At 75.1% G+C, this 19,014-nt stretch carries 19 protein-coding genes; 12 read left to right on the top strand and 7 right to left on the bottom strand.

Annotation, left to right across the window (positions count from 1 at the left end; all coding sequences use genetic code 11):
* The 5 genes from murJ to LG632_RS23080 all read left to right on the top strand — a co-directional run.
* On the top strand, positions 1–1,573 hold a 1,573-nt coding region (gene murJ / locus LG632_RS23100; protein WP_226729346.1), incomplete at its 5' end, for a murein biosynthesis integral membrane protein MurJ.
* On the top strand, positions 1,563–2,348 hold the full coding sequence (locus tag LG632_RS23095; RefSeq protein WP_226729345.1) for a polysaccharide deacetylase family protein: 786 nt from the start codon (positions 1,563–1,565) through the stop codon (positions 2,346–2,348). The genes murJ and LG632_RS23095, both read left to right, overlap by 11 nt.
* 56 nt (positions 2,349–2,404) lie before the next feature.
* Positions 2,405–3,649: a glycosyltransferase gene (locus LG632_RS23090; protein WP_226729349.1), complete on the top strand. Its 1,245-nt coding sequence runs from the start codon at positions 2,405–2,407 to the stop codon at positions 3,647–3,649.
* A 436-nt stretch (positions 3,650–4,085) separates the two neighbouring features.
* The gene (locus tag LG632_RS23085) at positions 4,086–4,766 is read left to right on the top strand and encodes a YveK family protein (protein ID WP_374203552.1); all 681 of its coding nucleotides are present in this window, start codon (positions 4,086–4,088) and stop codon (positions 4,764–4,766) included.
* A complete protein-coding gene (locus LG632_RS23080) occupies positions 4,763–5,905 on the top strand; it encodes a GNAT family N-acetyltransferase (protein WP_226729343.1) in 1,143 nt (380 codons plus the stop codon). Before LG632_RS23085 ends, LG632_RS23080 begins: the two co-directional genes overlap by 4 nt.
* A 5-nt stretch (positions 5,906–5,910) precedes the next feature.
* Here LG632_RS23080 and LG632_RS23075 read toward each other — a convergent pair whose 3' ends face one another.
* Positions 5,911–7,314 (bottom strand): glycoside hydrolase family 26 protein, encoded by a 1,404-nt coding sequence (locus tag LG632_RS23075; RefSeq protein ID WP_226729342.1) that lies wholly within the window; start codon positions 7,312–7,314, stop codon positions 5,911–5,913.
* A 296-nt stretch (positions 7,315–7,610) separates the two neighbouring features.
* Here LG632_RS23075 and LG632_RS23070 point away from each other — a divergent pair, with 296 nt between their 5' ends.
* The 4 genes from LG632_RS23070 to LG632_RS23055 all read left to right on the top strand — a co-directional run bounded on the left by LG632_RS23070 (position 7,611) and on the right by LG632_RS23055 (position 12,691).
* Positions 7,611–8,837: a carboxylate--amine ligase gene (locus tag LG632_RS23070; RefSeq protein ID WP_226729341.1), complete on the top strand. Its 1,227-nt coding sequence runs from the start codon at positions 7,611–7,613 to the stop codon at positions 8,835–8,837.
* A 68-nt stretch (positions 8,838–8,905) separates the two neighbouring features.
* Positions 8,906–10,183 carry an NAD(P)-binding domain-containing protein gene (locus LG632_RS23065; protein WP_226729348.1) on the top strand — a complete coding sequence of 426 codons (1,278 nt, stop codon included), beginning with the start codon at positions 8,906–8,908 and terminating at the stop codon, positions 10,181–10,183.
* A gap of 12 nt (positions 10,184–10,195) precedes the next feature.
* Positions 10,196–10,603, top strand: a complete 408-nt coding sequence (locus LG632_RS23060) for a hypothetical protein (RefSeq protein ID WP_226729340.1) — start codon at positions 10,196–10,198, stop codon at positions 10,601–10,603.
* A 12-nt stretch (positions 10,604–10,615) separates the two neighbouring features.
* Positions 10,616–12,691, top strand: a complete 2,076-nt coding sequence (locus LG632_RS23055) for a SpoIIE family protein phosphatase (protein WP_374203550.1) — start codon at positions 10,616–10,618, stop codon at positions 12,689–12,691.
* 45 nt (positions 12,692–12,736) lie between these two features.
* Here the strand turns inward: LG632_RS23055 and LG632_RS23050 are convergent, their stop codons facing one another.
* Complete coding sequence (locus tag LG632_RS23050) at positions 12,737–13,177, bottom strand: DUF6299 family protein (protein WP_226729338.1); 441 nt, start codon at positions 13,175–13,177, stop codon at positions 12,737–12,739.
* Between the two features lie 166 nt (positions 13,178–13,343).
* On the opposite strand from LG632_RS23050, the gene LG632_RS23045 reads away from it, so the two are divergent.
* Both LG632_RS23045 and LG632_RS23040 read left to right on the top strand, forming a co-directional pair.
* Positions 13,344–13,937 carry a DUF4352 domain-containing protein gene (locus LG632_RS23045; protein ID WP_226729337.1) on the top strand — a complete coding sequence of 198 codons (594 nt, stop codon included), beginning with the start codon at positions 13,344–13,346 and terminating at the stop codon, positions 13,935–13,937.
* Between the two features lie 56 nt (positions 13,938–13,993).
* Positions 13,994–14,488 carry a DUF5949 family protein gene (locus tag LG632_RS23040; protein ID WP_226729336.1) on the top strand — a complete coding sequence of 165 codons (495 nt, stop codon included), beginning with the start codon at positions 13,994–13,996 and terminating at the stop codon, positions 14,486–14,488.
* A 210-nt stretch (positions 14,489–14,698) separates the two neighbouring features.
* Here the strand turns inward: LG632_RS23040 and LG632_RS23035 are convergent, their stop codons facing one another.
* The 3 genes from LG632_RS23035 to LG632_RS30750 all read right to left on the bottom strand — a co-directional run bounded on the left by LG632_RS23035 (position 14,699) and on the right by LG632_RS30750 (position 17,723).
* Entirely contained in the window at positions 14,699–15,952 is a 1,254-nt protein-coding gene (locus LG632_RS23035) for a cytochrome P450 (protein WP_226729335.1), read from the bottom strand.
* A complete protein-coding gene (locus tag LG632_RS23030) occupies positions 15,949–17,130 on the bottom strand; it encodes a low temperature requirement protein A (RefSeq protein ID WP_226729334.1) in 1,182 nt (393 codons plus the stop codon). Before LG632_RS23030 ends, LG632_RS23035 begins: the two co-directional genes overlap by 4 nt.
* A gap of 503 nt (positions 17,131–17,633) precedes the next feature.
* On the bottom strand, positions 17,634–17,723 hold the full coding sequence (locus LG632_RS30750; protein ID WP_374203551.1) for a hypothetical protein: 90 nt from the start codon (positions 17,721–17,723) through the stop codon (positions 17,634–17,636).
* Between the two features lie 155 nt (positions 17,724–17,878).
* Between LG632_RS30750 and LG632_RS23020 the strand changes: the two genes are divergently transcribed.
* Complete coding sequence (locus LG632_RS23020) at positions 17,879–18,070, top strand: hypothetical protein (protein WP_226729333.1); 192 nt, start codon at positions 17,879–17,881, stop codon at positions 18,068–18,070.
* Between the two features lie 37 nt (positions 18,071–18,107).
* Here the strand turns inward: LG632_RS23020 and mscL are convergent, their stop codons facing one another.
* Positions 18,108–18,590, bottom strand: a complete 483-nt coding sequence (gene mscL / locus LG632_RS23015; RefSeq protein WP_226729332.1) for a large conductance mechanosensitive channel protein MscL — start codon at positions 18,588–18,590, stop codon at positions 18,108–18,110.
* A gap of 138 nt (positions 18,591–18,728) precedes the next feature.
* Positions 18,729–19,014 (bottom strand): RcpC/CpaB family pilus assembly protein (locus LG632_RS23010; RefSeq protein WP_374203549.1); only part of this gene is annotated, 286 nt, incomplete at its 5' end.

The raw sequence follows: 19,014 nt of genomic DNA, 5'->3' as shown, positions 1-19,014 counted from the left end.
CCTGGCCAAGGCGGCGGCGGTCACCGCCGGGCTGACCGCCGCGGGCGCCGTGCTCGGGCTGGTCCGGGACCAGACCATCGCCCACCTCTTCGGGGCGGGGCACGACAGCGACGCGTTCCTCATCGCCTGGACCGTGCCCGAGATGGCCTCCACGCTGCTGATCGAGGACGCCATGGCGCTGCTGATGGTGCCCGCGTTCAGCCACGCCCTCGCCCGGCGGGCGGCCAGCCGCGCCGGGCTGACCCGCAAGGAGGCCCGGGCCAAGGACCCGGTCCGGCTGCTGGTGGCGGCGACCCTGCCCCGGCTGCTGGTGTTCCTCGCGGCCGTCGCCTCGGTGCTCGTGGTCGCCGCTCCCGTCGTGGTCGGGCTGCTCGCGCCCGGCCTGCCCGATCCGGAACTGGCCGTGCAGTGCACCCGGATGACCGCGCTGACCGTGCTGACGTTCGGCATCGCGGGCTACTTCAGCGCCGCCCTGCGCGCCCACCGGTCCTTCCTGCCGCCCGCCGCGATCTACGTCTCGTACAACGTCGGGATCATCGCCACCATGGTCGTCCTGCACGCCCTGTGGGGGGTGCGGGCCGCCGCCGCCGGGGTGGCGTGCGGCGGACTGCTGATGGTGCTGGTCCAACTGCCCGCCTTCATCCGCAACGTGGGCTTCGGACCGCCCCGGGCGCGGGCCGCGAGCCGCCGGGTGCGGGACCGGGACCGGCCCACGCTGCTGGCGTTCGGGATGATCGCGCCGGTCATCTTCTTCGCCGTCTTCCGCCAGTCGCAGGTGCTGGTCGAGCGGTTCCTGGCGGCCTCCCTGCCGCCCGGGGCCATCTCGCACCTGAACTACGCGCAGAAGGTCGCGCAGATGCCGATGGTGCTGTCCCTCATGATCGCCACCGTCACCTTCCCCGTCGTCGCCCAGGCCATGGCCGGCGGCGAACGGGAGAAGGCCCGGCGGCGGGTCGAGCAGGACCTCGCGCTGGCCTCGCTCGCCGTGCTGATGGGCACCGCCCTGGTCATCGGCTACGCACCGCAGATCATCGAGGTCCTCTTCGAACGCGGCGCGTTCACCCCCGAGGACACCCGCGCCACCGCCGCCGCGATGCGCGTCTACGCCCTCGGGCTGCTCGGCCACTGCATGGTCGGCGCGCTGTCCCGGCCGTTCTTCTCCGCCGCCCGGCCCACCTGGTTCCCGGCGCTGGCGATGGGGGCCGGGCTCCTCGTCAACGTCGTCGCCGGGGCGTTCGCCGTGCGCTGGTGGGGCACGTACGGCATCGCCGCCGCCAACGCCGCCGGCATCACCACCACCGCGTTCCTGCTGCTCACCGGCATCGGCTCGCGGATCATCGCCATCCACGTGCGCCGGGTGGCCATCAGCGTCGGCCGGCTGTCGGTCGCCGCCGCGGCGGCCTGCGCCACCGGCTGGATCTGCGGCCCGATGATTCCCGACCCGCTGCTCAGCACGGCGCTCGGCTGCCTGCTCGTCCCCGCCATGTTCGGCGCCACCGGCACGGCCATACGGGCGCTCGAAGTCACCGCCCTGCCCGCCCTGATCACCCAGAGGTTCCGCAATGCCCGCTGACACCGACACGGCGTCCCGCGCCGCCGCGTCGCCGGCCCGCCCCCGGCGCCGCAACGCCGCGCCGTGGGTGCTGATGTACCACTCGGTCGCCGAGTTCACCGACCCCGCCGAGGACCCGTACGGCATCACCGTCACCCCGGCCGCCCTGGAGGCCCAGCTGCTGTGGCTGCGCGCCCGGGGCCTGCGCGGGGTGTCCGTCGGTGAACTGCGCCGGGCCCGGGCCGCCGGCCGCGGGGCCGGGCTGGTCGGGCTGAGCTTCGACGACGGCTACACCGACTTCCTCGGCGAGGCGCTGCCGCTGCTGCGCCGGCACGGGTGCACGGCCACGCTGTTCGTGCTGCCCGGGCGGCTCGGCGTGGACAACGTCTGGGACCCGCTGGGCCCGCGCAAGCCGCTGCTGACCGCCGAGGGCATCCGCGAGGTGGCCGCCGCCGGCCAGGAGATCGGCTCGCACGGACTGCTGCACCAGCACCTGGTGGGCCTGCCCGACGACGTGCTCCAGCAGGAGCTGCGCGGCAGCCGCGAGCTGCTGCGCGAGATCACCGGCACGCTGCCCGAGGGCTTCTGCTACCCGTACGGGACCGTGGACCGCCGGGTCGTCGAGGCCGTGAAGGCGGCCGGCTACGGCTACGCCTGCGCCATCGACCCCGGCCGGCTGGCCGGCCCGTACGCCGTGCCGCGCACGCACGTCAGCCAGGCCGACGGGCCGCGCCGGCTGCGGCTGAAGCAGCTGCGCCACGGGGCGCGGACGCTGCGCCGGGCGGTGTTCCGGTGAGCGCCGTCCGCGGGGCGCCGGCACCCGGCGCCGGGGCGGCCGCCGGGGTCGACGGCCTGAAGGCGCTGCACATCATCACAGGACTCGGGATCGGCGGTGCCGAGCAGCAGCTGCGGCTGCTGCTGCGCCACCTGCCGATGCGCTGCGACGTGCTGACGCTGACCAACCCCGGTCCGGTCGCCGAGGGCCTGCGCGCCGACGGGGTCCGGGTGGTGCACCTGGGCATGCGCGGCAACCGCGACCTCGGGGCGCTGCCACGGCTGGTGCGGTTCATCCGGCGCGGCGGCTACGACCTCGTCCACACCCACCTCTACCGGGCCTGCGTCTACGGGCGGCTGGCCGCCCGGCTCGCCGGGGTCGCCGCGACCGTCGCCACCGAACACTCCCTCGGCGAGGGCGAGATCGAGGGCCGGCCGCTGTCGGGCGGGGTGCGGGCGCTGTACCTGGCCAGCGAGCGGCTGGGCGCGGCCACCGTCGCCGTCTCCGACACCGTCGCCGCCCGGCTCCAGGGCTGGGGGGTGCCCGCGGCCCGGGTGCACGTCGTACCCAACGGGATCGAGGCCGTCCGCTTCCGCTTCGACCCGCAGGTGCGCCGGGCGACCCGGGCCCGCACCGGGCTGCCCGACCGGGCGTTCGTGGTCGGCGGCGTGGGGCGGCTGGTCCCCGGCAAGCGGTTCGACGTCCTGGTCCGGGCGGTGGCCGCGCTGCCGGGCGCCCATCTGCTGCTGGCCGGGGACGGTCCCGAGCGGGCCGCGCTGCGCCGGCTGGCCGCCGAGCTCGGGGCGCAGAGCCGGATCCACCTGCTCGGTGAGCGGGACCCGCTGGGCGACAGCGCCGACGGCCGCACCCCCGGGATCCCCGCCCTGCTCGCCGCCATGGACGTCTTCGTGTCCCCCTCGCGCGAGGAGGCCTTCGGGCTGGCCGTGATCGAGGCGCTCGCGGCCGGGCTGCCCGTGCTGCACGTGACCTGTCCGGCCATCGACGACCTGCCCGCCGCCCAGGCGCCCGGGGCCCGGCGGATCGGGAGCGGCCCCGAGGAGCTGGTCGCGGCCCTGCGCGGGCACATGGAGGCCGGCGCCACCCGGCTGCCGCCGCCGCCCGTGGTCCGCCGCTACGACATCGCGCGCAGCGCCGAGCAACTGCTCGACGTGTACGCCCACGCCTTGGCACCCGGCCCGGGGCAGGCGGGCCGGGCGCCGGCCCAGCAGTCCCGACCGGGCAGCGGGGCCCGGTCCCGGCCGCCGGCCCCGGCGCAGGCGTCGGCGCCTGCGCCTGCGCCGGCTCCGGCCGACCCGAGCTGAGCGGGGAGGCGGCGGCCCGCCCCCGCACCGCGCGAGCGCGCGGCACGACCGCCGCACGCACGCGCGTGTGCGGGTAGGCCGCGCCGAACGACGTCCGTACGCACACACACGCACACCCCGCACACCCGCACGCACCACGAACGACGAACGACGCACGACGCACGCACCACGACCGGTCCACGAGGAAGTGAGCACGCACATGGCCGACACCGCCGACCGCAAGAGCAGCGACCAGAAGAAAGCCGACCCGGCCGGTTCCGCCGACGAGCCCCGCGAGGGCTCCCGCGACGGCTCCCGCACGGAGACCCGCGGCGAGAGCCGCGCCGAGAGCCGCGGCGAGAGCCGTGGCGAGACCCGCGCCGAGACCCGCGGCGAGGCGCGCGAGCGCCGCGCCGCCGAGCGCCGGGCGGAGCGCAAGGAGGGGCGCGCCCGCGCCCTGCGCGGCGGCCTGCGCCGCCGGCTGCTGCCCCCGCCCGTCTGGTGGCCGTTGCCCGCCTGCGCCCTGCTGGGCCTGGTCGCGGGCGGGACGTACGGGGTGCTCAAGGCCCCGGAGTACGCGGCGACCAGCTATGTCGTGGCCGTCCCCGACGAGACGACCGAGCCGGCCACCGCCCTCGGCTTCGCCCAGGCCTACGCCCGCATCGCCACCAGCAGCTCCACCCTCGCCTACGCCCAGCCGCGCGCCGGGGTCCGGGCCGAGCAGCTGCGCACCCAGGTGCGGGCCGAGACCTCGCCCGAGTCGCCGATGATCGCGATCACCGGCACCTCGGCCAGCCCGGCCCGGGCCGCGGACATCGCCAACGCGGTCGCCGACGCCCTGTCCCTGAGCAGCAACCAGGCCGCCAAGAACACCGGCGTGCAGCTGCTGCTGTTCAACCAGGCCGTCGCGCCGACCGAGCCCGCCTCCCCGTCCGCCGCGATCAGCGCCGCCGTCGGGATGTGCGCGGGCGGCCTGGCCGGGGGCCTGTGGCTGCTGGCCCGGCCGGCGCGCGGGCGCGGCCGCCGTACGGAGGAGCCCGCCCCGGTCGAGTACGCCTCGCTGCCCGCCCAGGGCGACCACGGTGACGTGGCGGTCGGGCCGGTGGGCGCGGTGAAGGAGAAGGAGCCCGTGCGATGAGCGAGGGCTCCACGGAGGCCCTGACGGCGACGCTGTGCCGCGACCCCCGTCAGTTCGCCTCGCTGGAGGAGCAGTGGAACCGGCTCGTGCGGGCCTGTCCCACCGCCACCCCCTTCCAGAGCCACGCCTGGCTGCACTCGTGGTGGCTGTCGTACGGCCGCGACGGACGGCTGCGGATCGTGCTGGTGCGGCGCGGCGGGGAACTGGTCGGTGCGGCCCCGCTGATGCTGGTGCACCGCCCGCTGCCGCTGCTGGTGCCGCTCGGCGGCGGGATCACCGACTACTTCGACGTCCTGGTGGACCGGGAGCACGCCGGTCAGGTCGTGCCCGCCCTCGCCCACGGGCTGCACCGGGCCGCCCGCGGCGCGGTGGTGGACCTGCGGGAGGTACGGCCCGGGGCGGCGGCGGAGGAGCTGTACCGGCTCTGGCCCGGGGTCCGCAGCCGGCTCACCGACTCCACCTGCATGGAGCTGCCCGCGCTGCCGTTCGACGAGCTGGTCAAGCGGATGCCGACGGGCGGCGCCCAGCGGGTGCGGGCCAAGCTGCGCAAGACCGACGCGGCGGGACTGGAGGAGCGCGAGGTCACCGAGCACGAGGTGCCGCGCGCCGTACGGACGCTGCTGCGGCTGCACGAGAAGCAGTGGCGCGGGCGCGGGGTGACCCCCGAGCACCTCAAGCCGCGGTTCGCCGAGCACCTGACCCGGGCCACCCGGCGGATGGTGCGCAACGGGGACGGCCGGCTGACGGAGTTCCGGCTGGACGGCAAGGTGGTCGCGGCCAACGTCACCCTGCTGTCGGCGGGGTTGAGCGGCGGCTACCTGTACGGGGCCGACCCGGAGCTGCGGTCGAAGAAGGTGGACGTGGCGACCCTGCTGCTGCGGTACGAGGCCGGTCGGGCGCTGGCCGAGGGCCGGCCGGTGGTCAGCTTCCTGCGCGGGAACGAGCCGTACAAGAACCACTGGCGGCCCGAGACGGTGGTCAACCAGCGCTTCCTGCTGGCCACGGCCGCGCTCGCGCCCCTGCTGCGACTGCACGAGTCGCAGGTGACGGGGCGCGAGCGGGCGGTGAGCGCGCTGCGGGAGGCGCTGCCGGCGGCCCGGGACTGGCGGGCCCGGCTCAACGAGCTGCGGGTGCGATGACCCGGCTAGAAGGGCCAGCGGTCGGCCTTGTCCCAGTCGACCCGGAAGCAGAACGCCTGCTTGCCGAGCAGCTGGGACAGCCAGTCCCCGAGGGAGACGGGCAGGCACCACTCGCCGGTGTTCGGCGTGGGCTGCACCGGCGGCACGACCGGGGTCGGCTTCGGCGTCGGAGTCGGCGTCGGCTTCGGGGTCGGGGTCGGCGTCGGCTTCGGGGTCGGGGTCGGCTCCGGGGTCGGCCCGGTGACGTCCGGACGCGGGGTCGGCACGGCCGGGGTGGGGGTCGGGGTGGGCGTGACCGGGGTCGGGGCCACGGGCGTGGGCACGACCGGGGTGGGCACGACCGGCGTGGGGACCACGGGGGTCGGCGCGACCGGGGTCGGGACCACCGGAGTGGGCGTGGGCGTGGGGGTGGGCGTCGGCTCGGGCGCCGGCCGCTGCCGCAGCGCCTCGCGGAAGACCCGCGAGGAACGCGGGTTCTGCTTGCACTGCCACACGCCGTGCGGGCAGTAGTCCGTGATGGTGTGGTACAGCGGCTTGTGCTGCTCGATCCACGCCAGCATGCGCCGGACGTACTCGGAGTTGTCGCCGTGCCGGTACAGCCCCCACTCCGGGTAGGAGATGGCTTTGCCGTGCCGCTTCGCGAAGTCGACGTGCTCCTGGAGCCCGTACGGCTGGCTCACCTGCTCGTCGAAGGTGGTGCCGGGCGCCTGGTCGTAGGAGTCCATCCCGATCACGTCGACGACGTCGTCGCCGGGGTAGCACTTGGTCCAGCCGATGGCGTCGGTGCCGCGGTTGGGGGCGAAGTCGAACTTGAACTCCTGCCCCTCCACCGAGCGCATCGCCTTCACGACGCGCCGCCAGTACGCCTTCCAGTTCTCCGGGTCCGGCCCGCAGCGGTGGGTGTAGGTGACGCCGTTCATCTCCCAGCCGAGCACGACGACGGTGTCCTCCAGGCCGAGGTCCACCAGGCGGGCGGCGAGCTTCTCGAAGTGGTGGTCGAACCGGCCGGCCGCGCCCGCCTTGATCAGCCGGGCCACCTGCCAGTCGGGGACGCGGGCCTCGTTGTGCTCCTGCATGGGCACGTTGAGGACGAACAGCCGGTCGTCCTGGCCCTGGCGCCACTCGGCCCAGTCCTCCAGGAAGTCGGGCGCGCCCTCGATGTTGGACCACAGGTCCCCGGGCAGATAGGTGTGCCCCACCCGGATCTCCCGGCCGCCGAGCCAGCGCGACAGGGCGGAGATCCGGGCCACGCCTCTGGGCCCGTAGTCGAGGTAGGCGCCCATCGCGATGTCGGTGTCCCGGGGTGCGGACCCGTCCTCCGGGGCCGCCAGCGCGGCGCCGGAGGCGAGCAGCCCCGCGGTGACCGTACCGATGCAGGTGCTCGCCAGTCTGCGGCGTGGTCGGGGCATGGCTTCTCCTCCCGGGCTTCCCGAATCGACGGGCTCCTCCACGACGTTAGGCATCACATCTGACGAATGGCCTGTCCGGTGGCCGCTGCCTAGGCCATTCGCAGCTGCACACTTCCTCCGCTTGGTCCGACTAGGTGAAAGACGCCGTTGCCATGCTCGCGTATCTCAACCACGCGCCCGCCGTGCTGCTCAGACTCGATCGCAACCCCTTCCACCACGGGACCCTCGGCGCCGTCAGATCCCTTGGCCGCAGGGGCGTGGAGGTGCACGCGATCGTCGAGCCGCAGGGAGGGCCCATGGCGCGTTCGCGGTACCTGCACGCGGTCCACGACGGGCCGGCGGGCGGGCTGGACCCGGACCGGCCCGAGGTGTTGCTGGAGTGCCTGACCGGGGTGTCCGAGCGGATCGGGCGGCCGGCCGTGCTGATCGCGATGGACGACCTGAGCGCCATCACGGTGTCGCGGATCGCGCCGATGCTCGACGGCCGGTTCCGGATCCCCCGTCAGCCCGACCGGCTGCCCGAGAAGGTGGCCGACAAGGCGGAACTGGCCGGGCTGTGCGGGCGGTGGGACGTACCGCACCCGGAGACGGTGGTCCCGGGGAGCGCCAAGGAGGCGGCCGAGGCCGTGTGGCGGCTGGGGCTGCCGGCCGTCGCCAAGTGGAGCCGCCCGTGGCTGCTGCCGGGCGGGCGCGGGCTGCGCAGCACCACGCTCGTGCACTCGGCGGCCGAGGCACGCGGGCTGTACGAGCGCTCGGCGGAGGCGGGCAGCGCGCTGCTGCTCCAGCGCTTCCTGCCGGCCGGCCCGGACACCGACTGGTTCTTCCACGGCTGCTTCACCCGCGGCGGCCGGCCGTTGCTGGCCGGGTCCGGGCGCAAGGAGCTGTCCTGGCCGGTACGGACGGGGCTGACGGCGCGGGGCCGGTGGCTGCCGGACCCGGCGGTGGAGGAGGCGGGGCTGCGGCTGGCCGAACGCCTGGGCTACGAGGGGATCTTGGACCTCGACTTCCGCCGGGACGAGCTCGGCTGCTTCCGCCTGGTCGACTTCAACCCCCGGCCCGGCGCCCAGTTCCGGCTCTTCACCGACGACGCCGGGCTCGACGTGGTCCAGGCCCTCTACCTGGACCTGACGGGCCAGCAGGTGCCGGTCCCCACCGGCGGCCCGGGCCGGGTCTTCGTCGCGGAGAACTACGCCCTGCTGGCGGCCGTACGGGGGCTCACCCTGGCGCGGCCGGCGCGCCGGGACCCGGCGCCCGGGGCGGCGGCCGCGACGCCGGGGCGGACGCGGGGGCGCACGGAGGCGGCGTGGTTTGCGGCGGACGATCTGTGGCCATTCATCGCCATGATCACCGCTTTCCTCGGGCGAGGGGCGCGCAAAGGGGCGCGGACGGTCCGCGGTGCGCTGCGCGGGTTCCCCACGCGCGGGCGGCGCACCGCGCGTGCCGTCGTCCGTACGCCCCGCCAGCGCGGCACGGACATGGCGCCGCCCGCGTCGGCCGAGCCCGACGAGCTGGTGGCGCGTTGATGTGACCTCGTCCGCCCCGCGACCCGGGCGGACCGCGAGACAGCTGGAGGCGACAGCCCGTGGAGCGCATGGACGACCTCGTGGTGATCGGCGCCGGCCCGTACGGGCTGTCGATCGCCGCGCACGCCGCGGCGGCCGGGCTCGACGTCCGCGTGCTGGGACGTCCCATGGCGTCCTGGCGCGACCACATGCCGCGGGGGATGTTCCTCAAGTCCGAGCCGTGGTCGTCCAACCTCTCCGCGCCCGGGGGCCGGCACACCCTCGCCGACTACTGCCGCACCCGGGGCCTGACCGCGCGGCACGGCCGTCCGCTGCCGATCGCCACCTTCAGCGCGTACGGGATGTGGTTCGCCCGGCAGGCCTGCCCCGAGGTCGAGGAGGTGACGGTCACCCATGTCGCCCCGCACGGCGACGGGTTCCGCGTCACCACCGACCAGGGGCCCCCGCTGCTCACCCGGACCGTGGCCCTGGCCGTGGGCGTGCTGCCGTTCGCGCACACCCCGGCGGACCTGGCCGGACTGCCGCCCGGGCACTGCTCGCACAGCAGCGACCACCACGACCTGTCCCGGTTCGCCGGCCAGGAGGTCGCCGTGCTCGGGGCCGGGCAGGCGGCCCTGGAGACCGCGGCGCTGCTGGCCGAGGAGGGCGCCCGGCCGTACCTGGTGGCCCGGCGGCACCGGATCGACTGGAACGCCGTCCCCCAGCCGCTGCGGCGCCCGCTGCTGCGCGCCCTGCGCGATCCGCACAGCGGGCTCGGCACCGGCTGGCGCAGCTGGGTGTGGTCGGAGCTGCCCTGGGCGGTGCGCCGGCTGCCCGAGGCCACCCGGGAGCGGATCGTGGCGACCGCGCTCGGCCCGGCCGGTGCCTGGTGGCTGCGCGAGCGGTTCGAACAGCGGGTTCCGGCGCTGCTCGGCCACCGGCTGCACCGGGCGGTGCCGGCCGGCGGGCGGACCCGGCTGGGCCTGACCACACCGGCGGGGGAGTCCGTGGTGCTGGACGTGGCCCATGTGATCGCGGCCACCGGGTTCGCCCCGGACCTGGACCGGCTGACCCTGCTGGACGCCGGGCTGCGGGCGGCGCTGCGGACGGTGGGGGCGGGCCGGACGCCGGCGCTGAGCGCCGGGTTCGAGTCGTCGTGGCCGGGACTGTTCTTCGCGGGGCTGCTGACCGCTCCCTCGTTCGGCCCTTCCATGCGATTCGTGCACGGTGCGGGCTTCGCGGCGGGGAGACTGGTGGCAGGAGTCCGCCGGCGGCTCGCCGCGCGCGGTCCGCTGCCGGGCTCCGCCGGTGCCGACCCGGTCCCCCGCGGGCCGGTCGCCGGACAGCCGAAGACCTACCTGCGCTGAGAGGGGTCCGCGATGAGCCCGGAACGAGCACAGGGGCGGGGCTGGGTCCGCATCCCCGCCAGTCGTGCGGAGCAGCCCCCGGCTGCCGCCGAGTCCGCGCCACCGCCGCCGTACCCGGCCGCGGCCCCGCCGACGTACCCGGGCGGCGGGGCGCCGTACCAGGGTGGGACGGGCTCGTACGCGGGCGGGGCGGGCTCGTACACGGGCGGGGCGGGCTCGTACGCCGGCGGTACGTCCTCCTACCAGGGCGGTACGTCCTCCTACGCGGCCGGGCCCGCGGCGTACCCGCCGGCCGCCGACCCCACCGCGATCTACCGGTCGCTCGTCGAGCGCTGGCGGGAGGCCGGCCGCACCCTCCCGGGGCATCCTGACGAGGAGTGGGAGCGGCTGATCTCCCAGCCGTGCTGGCCCGGCCGTTAGGTGGTGAGTGGCGTGGGACCGGACCCGGGAGCGCCCCGCCCGCCCCGGGCGACCGACCCGGGCGAGCGGCTCGCGCTCAACGGCATGGGCAGCTTCGAGTGGGACCTGCGCGCCGGCCTGCTCGCACTGGACCCGGCCGGTCTGGTGATCTTCGACCTGGACCCGCAGGAGTACGACGGCACGCCCGCCGGGGTCTCCGTACGGATGCCGCAGCAGGACGCCGCACGGCTGCGCGAGACCGTGTCCGGGGCCCTGAAGGCGGGGGAGGAGTCGTTCGGCTCGTACTTCATGGTGCACCGGCGCGACGGCCGCGAGCAGTGGACCCACGCCCAGGGGCGGATCCTGCGCGACCGCGCCGGGCGCGGCGAGCGGATCGTCGGGATCGTCCGGGACGCCGCGGCCGAGCTCGCCCACTCGATGGAGCTGCGCCGGCTGGAGGCGGCGCGCGCCAAGCAGACCACCATCGTGCAGCGGACCACGGAGGCCCTCTCGCGGGCGGTGACCGTGGACGACGTGACGGCCGCGCTGACCGGGGCGGGCGCCCTGGAGCGGCTCGGGGCGGACGGGCTGGCGCTGGGCCTGGTCGAGAACGACGCCATCAAGATCATCGCACTGAGCGGGGAGACGCTGGAGATCCTCAGCGAGCGCCGCTTCACCCGGCTGGACGGCTCGCTGCCGCTGTCCCAGGCGGTGCTCACCAGGAAGGCACGTTTCGTCACCTCACTGACCGAACTGGCCGGGGAGTTCCCGCTGCTCGGGCCCTACCTGCGGCGCATCCGGTACGACGCGGCCGCCTATCTGCCGCTGATCGCGCAGGCCAAGGCGATCGGCGGCCTGGTGCTCTTCTACCGGCGGCGCACCGAGTTCAGCCCCGAGGAGCGCAACCTGTGCCTGGGCCTCGCGGGCATCGTCGCCCAGTCGCTCCAGCGGGCGCTGCTGTTCGACCAGGAGCGGGAGTTCGCGACCGGGCTGCAGGCCGCGATGCTGCCGCGGCGGATCCCGGAGATCACCGGGGGCGAGATCGCCGTGCGCTACCACTCGGCGTGGAGCGGGCGGGAGGTCGGCGGGGACTGGTACGACGTGATCGCCCTGCCCCGGGACCGGGTCGGGATCGTGGTCGGCGACGTCCAGGGCCACGACACCCACGCGGCGGCGATCATGGGCCAGTTGCGGATCGCGCTGCGCGCCTACGCCGGTGAGGGCCACGCCCCCTCCACGGTGCTGGCCCGGGCCTCCCGCTTCCTGGCCGAACTGGACACCGAACGCTTCGCCACCTGTACGTACGCCCAGGTGGACCTGGAGACCGGCGGGGTGCGGGCGGTACGGGCGGGGCACCTGGGGCCGCTGATCCGGCACACGGACGGGCGCACCGGCTGGCCCAACCTGCGCGGCGGGCTGCCGCTCGGCCTGGCCTCGGTGTTCGAGCAGGAGGACTTCCCCGAGACCCGGCTGGACCTCGTACCCGGCGAGACGCTGGTGCTGTGCACGGACGGGCTGGTGGAGGAGCCGGCCTCGTCGATCACGGCGGGCATGGAGGCGCTGGCCCACGCCGTGCGCAGCGGCCCGCACGAGGCCGGGGCGCTCGCCGACCACCTGCTGGACCGGCTGTGGGAGCGCTGGGGCTCCGGGGACGACGTGGCGCTGCTGGTGCTGCGGCGCGCCCCCGACCCCGGCACGCACCGGGCCCCGCGCATCCACCAGTACATCCACCAGGCCGACCCCGAGGGGCTGTCGGAGGCCCGGTTCGCGCTCCGGCAGGCCCTGCGGGACTGGGGCATGCCGGAGCTGGCCGACGACGTGGAGGTGGCCGCCGGCGAACTCCTGGTCAACGCCCTGCTGCACACCGACGGCGGCGCGGTGCTGACGATGGAGGTGCTGCCCGAGCCGGTCCGGCGGATCCGGCTGTGGGTCAAGGACCGCAGCAGCGTGTGGCCGCGGCGGCGCACCCCGGGCGAGGCGGCGACCACCGGGCGCGGGCTGCTGCTGGTGGACGCGCTGGCCTCGCACTGGGGCGTGGAGTCGCGCGGCGACGGCAAGGCGGTGTGGTGCGAGTTCACCGCCCCGGCCGAGCACGGGCCGGGGCGGTGACGGCGGGCCCTCCGGGGTGGGCGGGCCGTGCGGCGGGTGGGGCGGTCAGCGGTGGGACTTCTTGAGGACGACGTCCCGGTGCGACTCGGCCAGGTACGTCACCCGCACGGTGAAGCCCGAGCCCAGGGCGGCCGACTGCAGGCGCACCTCGGCGCCGGCCGGGCCCTCGTGCACGCGCGTCCACTCCAGCGAGCCGGTCGCGGACCACTTGTGCTGCTCGCCGTCGCAGACGGCCTCCTCGCCGCCGAAGCCGACGCGGGTGGAGTCCTGGAGCACGGCGGCCTGGATCTGCACTCCATGGGGTGACCCGGGAGTGCAGCGGTAGGTGCCGTGAAGGGTGACGGCGCCCGCGTCGGAAATAGTGCCGTAAGGCGATACGGAAATCTCGTTCCCGAAGGCACCGGCGCCGGCGGGGGTGGCGAATACGGCGGCCGTGGCCAGCGCGGACAGCGTGGCGGCGGTCAGCCGACTGGGGGAAATGCGCATGAATCCTCCGGGGGTGTGAGGCAGGGGTGGGGGCGGTGGAAAACCGCCGCAACGAATTCTGCTGCCCGGCCGCACCCATCTCACTGGCGTGCGCCCGTGTCGTTGGGTGCAATTGCCCGCTCGGCCGCGTGAGACTGGCCGGAATCCGTCGCCGAAGGGATTTCCCATGCGCCACACCGCCCCCCTCGCCGTCCTCCTGCCCCTGCTGCTGCTCGGCGCCACCGCCACCGCCTGCTCCGGTGCGCCGGAGGGCGACGCCCTGGCGCCCGCCGCCGCCCCGGCCGTCCGGGTGGACGACGGGGTGCCCGGCACGGACGAGGAGCCGCCGGCGGCCCGCGGCGCCACCAAGGACGCCCGGCTCGGCGAACCGGTGCGGATCCACGGCCGGCAGGTGGGCCGACACCTCCAGGCCGTGCTGACCGCGTACGTCGACCCGGCCGTCAGCCTCGACAAGGACTACGCCCCGCCGGCCGGCAAGCGGTGGGTGGGCGCGGGGATGTCCTTCGTCAACGTGGGGGGTGCGACGTACGGGGCCCTCGGGAGCATGTGGGCGCTCGACAGCGCGGGTCAGCGCTATCCGTCGGTGGCCACCGGTGAACTCACCACGGGCAAACCCCTCGTCTTCGATTCGCTGTCGGTCGGCGACCGGGCCGAGGGGTGGGTCGTGTTCGAAATTCCGGAAAACGCCCGCATCGTGCGGCTCCAGTACCAGGACGCGAACACGCAGACGAATTCCGGAGAAGGATTCTGGGCCGTATAGCCCGGCCGGGTGAAGGCCCGCGAAGGGGTCGGGGGAAAGGGCACTAGGGTGCGCGCATGACTTCAACTCAAGCCGAAATCGACCGTTCGCAGCTCGGCACCCTTTCGGTGCTCGCCTGGATCGGTGACCCGGAGGACGGGCACGACATCCCCTACCTGCTGGCCTATTCGCTCGGTGACGCCCCGGCCGGGCGGGAGGCCGGCGAGGCGGCGGCCCGCGGACTGCTGGAGGAGATCGGCCTGCCCATCGGGGACGTGGTCCTGGACGGCACCCGCAGCCCGCACAACTTCCCGGTGAAGGTCCTGGTCACCGACGACCACGTGACGCTGACCCTGCCCGGTCTCAACGCCACCTGCACCGCGCCGCCGGAGTGGGTCTCCGCGGCTGCCGACAGCGACCAGGTCTACTTCCTGTTCGCCACCCGGGCCTGGCCCGAGGCGGTGCCGGGACAGCCGGTGAGCGCGGAGACGCTGCGGGCCTTCGCCGGCGACGAGCAGGTGCTCACCAGCAGCGCGCACTGCGTGCTGCAGGTGCAGCGGCTGCAGAAGTAGCCCGTACGGCTCCGGCCGCCGGGCTCCCAGCCTGCCCGGCGGCCGGTCCACGCGCTCCGGCGGGTCGGTCGGGGCCCGATCGGTGACCGGCCGGTGCGGCCGGCCCACGCGCTGCGGCGGCCCGGTCGGTGACCGGCCGGCGTGGGGCGGGCGCGTGCGGTGCCTGACGGCGCGCCGGGGTCCGGTCGGTGACCGGCCCGCGCCCGCGCCTCAGGCCTGGTCGAAGGCGAAGCGCAGGGAGCGCACGCGGTTGTCGAAGTTCGAGCCCGCCAGGTCCGGCAGGCCCACCGCGCGCAGCTCCCGCGGACGCGTCAGCAGCTCGCGGAACAAGGCCTTCATCTCCACCCGGGCCAGGTGCGCGCCCAGGCAGAAGTGCGGCCCGCCGCCGCCGAAGCCCAGGTGCGGGTTGGGCGAGCGGGTGATGTCGAAGGCGTCGGGGTCGGGGAAGACCGCCTCGTCGCGGTTGGCGGAGGCGTAGTACAGCACGACCTTCTCGCCCGGCGCGAAGGTCCGCCCGCCCAGGGTGTGCTCGGCCTTGACCGTCCGGCGGAACTGGATGATCGGCGTCGAGTGCCGGATCATCTCGTCCACCGCGCCGTCCGCGTACCGCTCGAAGTCCGAGAGCAGCAGCTCGCGTTGGTCCGGGTGGTCGGTCAGCAGGCTCAGCCCGTGCGTGATCGCGTTGCGGGTGGTCTCCACGCCCGCCACCATCAGCAGCGAGAAGAACGCCCCCAGCTGCCGGGCCCCCAGCGCCTGCCCGTCCACGTTCGCGGTGACCAACGCCGAGATCAGGTCGTCGGCCGGCTGCCGGCGCCGCTCCCGGCCGATGCCGGCGACCATCCGCTGCATCCGGGCCAGCGCCCGCAGGCCCCGGCCCGGGATCCGCAGCCGGGCCGCGAGACCGCGCTCGACGCCGATGTTCTCGGAGGCGTGGTTGACCCGGTCGGCGATCTCGGGGCGGTAGCGCTCCGGGATGCCCATCATGTTGCAGATGACCTCCAGCGGCAGCCGGGAGGCGACCGCGGTCACGAACTCGTCCGGCCGCTGCGCCAGCATGTCGTCCACGATCCGGGCCGCCACCGCGTGGATGTCGGCCTCGGCCGCGGCCAGCAGCCGGGGCGTGAACGCGCGCTGGACGATCTTGCGCAGCTGGGCGTGGTCGGCGCCGTCCAGGTTCACCATCGAGTCCCCGAACAGCGCCCGCACCCAGCGCGCCGGCTCGGGGGTGGTCACCCCGGGGGCACTGGCGAAGACCTTGGGCAGCCGGCTCGCCTCCTGCACGTCGGCGTGCCGGACCAGGGCGAAGTGGCCCCGGCCCCGGCCCTCGTCGACGTACACGGGCGCGTCGAGGGCGCGCAGCCGGGCGAAGGCCGCGAGCCGGGCGGCCGGAGGCTGCTGCCAGAACGCCGGGTCGCCCAGGCCCGGTTCCCCGGGGCCGCGACCGGACTGGGCCGGGATCGTCATGACGGCACCTCTTCCTCTCGCCTCACGCCCTCAGAACGCTCCCGGTGCACCAAGGTCACGCCCGCTGCCACCGCCGCCGCGGCCACGCACCCCGCCCACAGCACCGCGTACGTCCCCGTCCAGGCGCACGCCAGGAGCAGCACGGCCGCCACCGGCAGCACGGCCTGCTGCGCCGGGCCGTGCTTGAAGTGCCGCGAGTGCAGCAGCCAGACGAAGCCCAGGAACAGGGACGCGGGCAGTGTCACCGACAGGTTGGCCGTCACGGTGGACACGTGCGCCTTGCCCACCGCGTGCTCGACGGCCACCTCGATCCCGGCGCCGATGGCCGCCGCCGAGGCGAAGATCACGAAGTGCCCGTAGCCCCACGGGATGGCCTCCCGGTTGCTGCTGAGCCGGTCGTGCGCGGGCACGGCGAAGTAGATCCACCAGGCCGCGAACACCAGCACCAGCCCGCCCGCCGCGATGGGCAGCAGCACGTCCAGCGCCTCGTGCTCGTCGAGCGCCGACTGCACGGCCACGGTGCTCGCCGCGACCGTCTCGCCGAGCACGATGATGGTGAACAGGCCGTACCGCTCGGCGATGTGGTGCGGGTGCCACGGCGTCTGGTGGTGCCGCTCGGCGACCACCGGCACCAGCAGCTCGGCCACCACCAGCACCACGAACAGCCACCGCTCGCTGCCCTCCGGCGCCCACAGCAGGGCCACCCAGCCCGCCTGGCAGACCACCAGCCCGACCGCGTACGTCAGCGCGCACCGCCGCGCCCCGCCCTCCTCCCCGCCGGCGGCCCGCAGCCACTGGAACGTCAGCGCGACCCGCATCACCAGGTAGCCGACGACCGCGACCGTCCAGTCGGTGTCGTTGAAGGCACGCGGGATCCCGGCCGAGTACACCAGCACCCCGGCGATCTGCACCAGTGTCGCCAGCCGGTACGGCACGTCGTCGATGTCGTAGGCGGAGGCGAACCAGGTGAAGTTCATCCACGCCCACCACACCCCGAAGAACACGAACAGGTAGCCCGTGATCCCGGCGCCGATGTGGTCCTCGGCGAGCGCGTGCACCAGCTGCCGGCCGGCCTGCGCCACGGCCACGACGAAGCACAGGTCGAAGAACAGCTCCAGGGGTGTCGCCGCGCGGTGCGCCTCGTCGCGACTGCGGGCGGTCATCGGTAGGTATGCCATACCGCCCAGCACACCAGCGCCACGCCGGCCGGCAGCCGAGGCGCGCGGCCCGCGGCCGCCCGCGTGCCCCGAGCGGCCCCGACCAACGCACCAGGCTCACCGGGCCCTTGGCCCGGCCCCCCGCGAGGTTCGCCCCTACCGCGGCCACCCCCGCGGAACGGAGCCTGGAGCATCACTGTCTCGATGTGTCAGGACACGCCATGCCCACCGTCACGCAGGACGCCCCAGGACCCCCTCGCAAGCCACCGGTCAGACCTTCGGCCGGGCCACCGGGCGGACCTTCGGCTCGGCCACCGGGCGGACCTTCGGGTAGGCACCGGGGTCAGACCTTCGGGCAGGCCACCGGTCGGACCTTCGGCCGGGCCTCCGGTCGGGCCTCCGGGTAGGCACCGGTCAGACCTTCGGCCCGGCCACCGGTCGGACCTCCGGGTAGGCCGCCGCGCAGGGGGCGACGCCGCGTCCCGCGCTCGCTGATCCGACGCAGTACCGGCCGGACCGCACCATCACGGAGCGGGGCCGCGCACAGCCGGGCTCCGCACACTGCACAGCCGGGCTCCGCGCGCTCGGGCTCCGCACAAACGGGCCCTGCACAGCCGGGCTCCGCGCGCACGGGCCCCGCACAGCCGGGCCCCGGCCGACGGGCTCCCCGTACGGCCGGCCGCCGCGCGGCAGGCCCCGGCGTGGCAGGCCGCTGTATGCCCGGGGGCGGCCGGAAGGGCTCCGGGGCGGGTCGCCGTACCCTGGAGGCATGAGCACCGCCCCCGGCCCGCGCCAGCCGAAGCCCGGCACCCGTCCGATGCCCAAGCTGGACTTCGACGATCCGCTGGACCAGCAGTCCTCGGACGACACGGACCGGGGGTGGGGCGAGCGGCCGTCCTCCGGCGACAGCGCCGCCGACCTGGCCCGCTTCCTAGACGAGAAGCCGCCCCACCACCTCTGAGCCGCCGCGGCGGTGCGGGCCCGCGGGCCCGCCGCCGCTACACCCGGGTGCGCTGGTCGTGCTCGCCGCCACGCTGCGCCACCAGGTGGTCGCGGATCTCCTTGAGCACCTCCAGCTCGGTGACCGCGACGGTTTCCGCCACGCCCTCCCGTGCCTTGCGCCGGGCCTCCACCCGCGCCAGGTACTTCGCCATCGGCAGGACCATCAGGAAGTACACGACCGCGGCGGTGATCAGGAAGCTGAGCGTGGCGCTCAGCACCGAACCCCACATGATCGGCACGCCGGAGACCACCTCGCCCGCGGCGTTCGTCCGGCACGGGGCCTTCAGGCAGGACGAGTAATGGTCGAGGTCCTTGGTGCCGATCGCGCCGACGAGGGGGTTGATGATCCCCTTGACGATGGAGTTCACGATGTTCGTGAACGCGGCGCCGATGACCACGGCGACCGCGAGGTCCACGACGTTCCCCCGCATGAGGAACGCCTTGAACCCTGCCAGGACGCTCTCCTTCTTCTGGCTCACCGATCTGCCTCTCTTCGTGTCCGACGGTCGGACGAAACCTGGAACCAACGGTTCCGAAAGCTACGGCAGTCCGGACCCTCGTTGTCCAATCGAGGCCTGCGATCAGCTGACCTGATCGTCCGTCGGTTCGATTCGGCGTCAGCACAGGGTCACCGCCAGGCGTGCCACGGCTCCCGCTCCGACGAGCTCCCGCGCGGTCTCCCGGGGCACGGCCAGCACGACCAGCGCGCCGCCGTCCGCCGCGTCCTCCTGCGCCGCGCTCTCCTGCGCCGCGGGCACCTGGACGACCTCGGCCTCGGCGGCGACCACCCTCGCAGGCCCGTCCCGCTCGGCCGCCACCACGTCGACCCGGTCGCCGGGCCGCAGCAGCCGGACCGCCTGGGCGTCGGCGATCCGCACCGGCGCCGAGACGCGGCGCTCGGCG

The sequence above is a fragment of the Streptomyces antimicrobicus genome (genome assembly GCF_020532625.1).
In the GTDB taxonomy this organism is placed as follows: Bacteria; Actinomycetota; Actinomycetes; order Streptomycetales; family Streptomycetaceae; genus Streptomyces; species Streptomyces antimicrobicus.
Note: the sequence above shows the minus strand (reverse complement) of the source record. Positions and strands in the feature narration are given on the sequence as shown.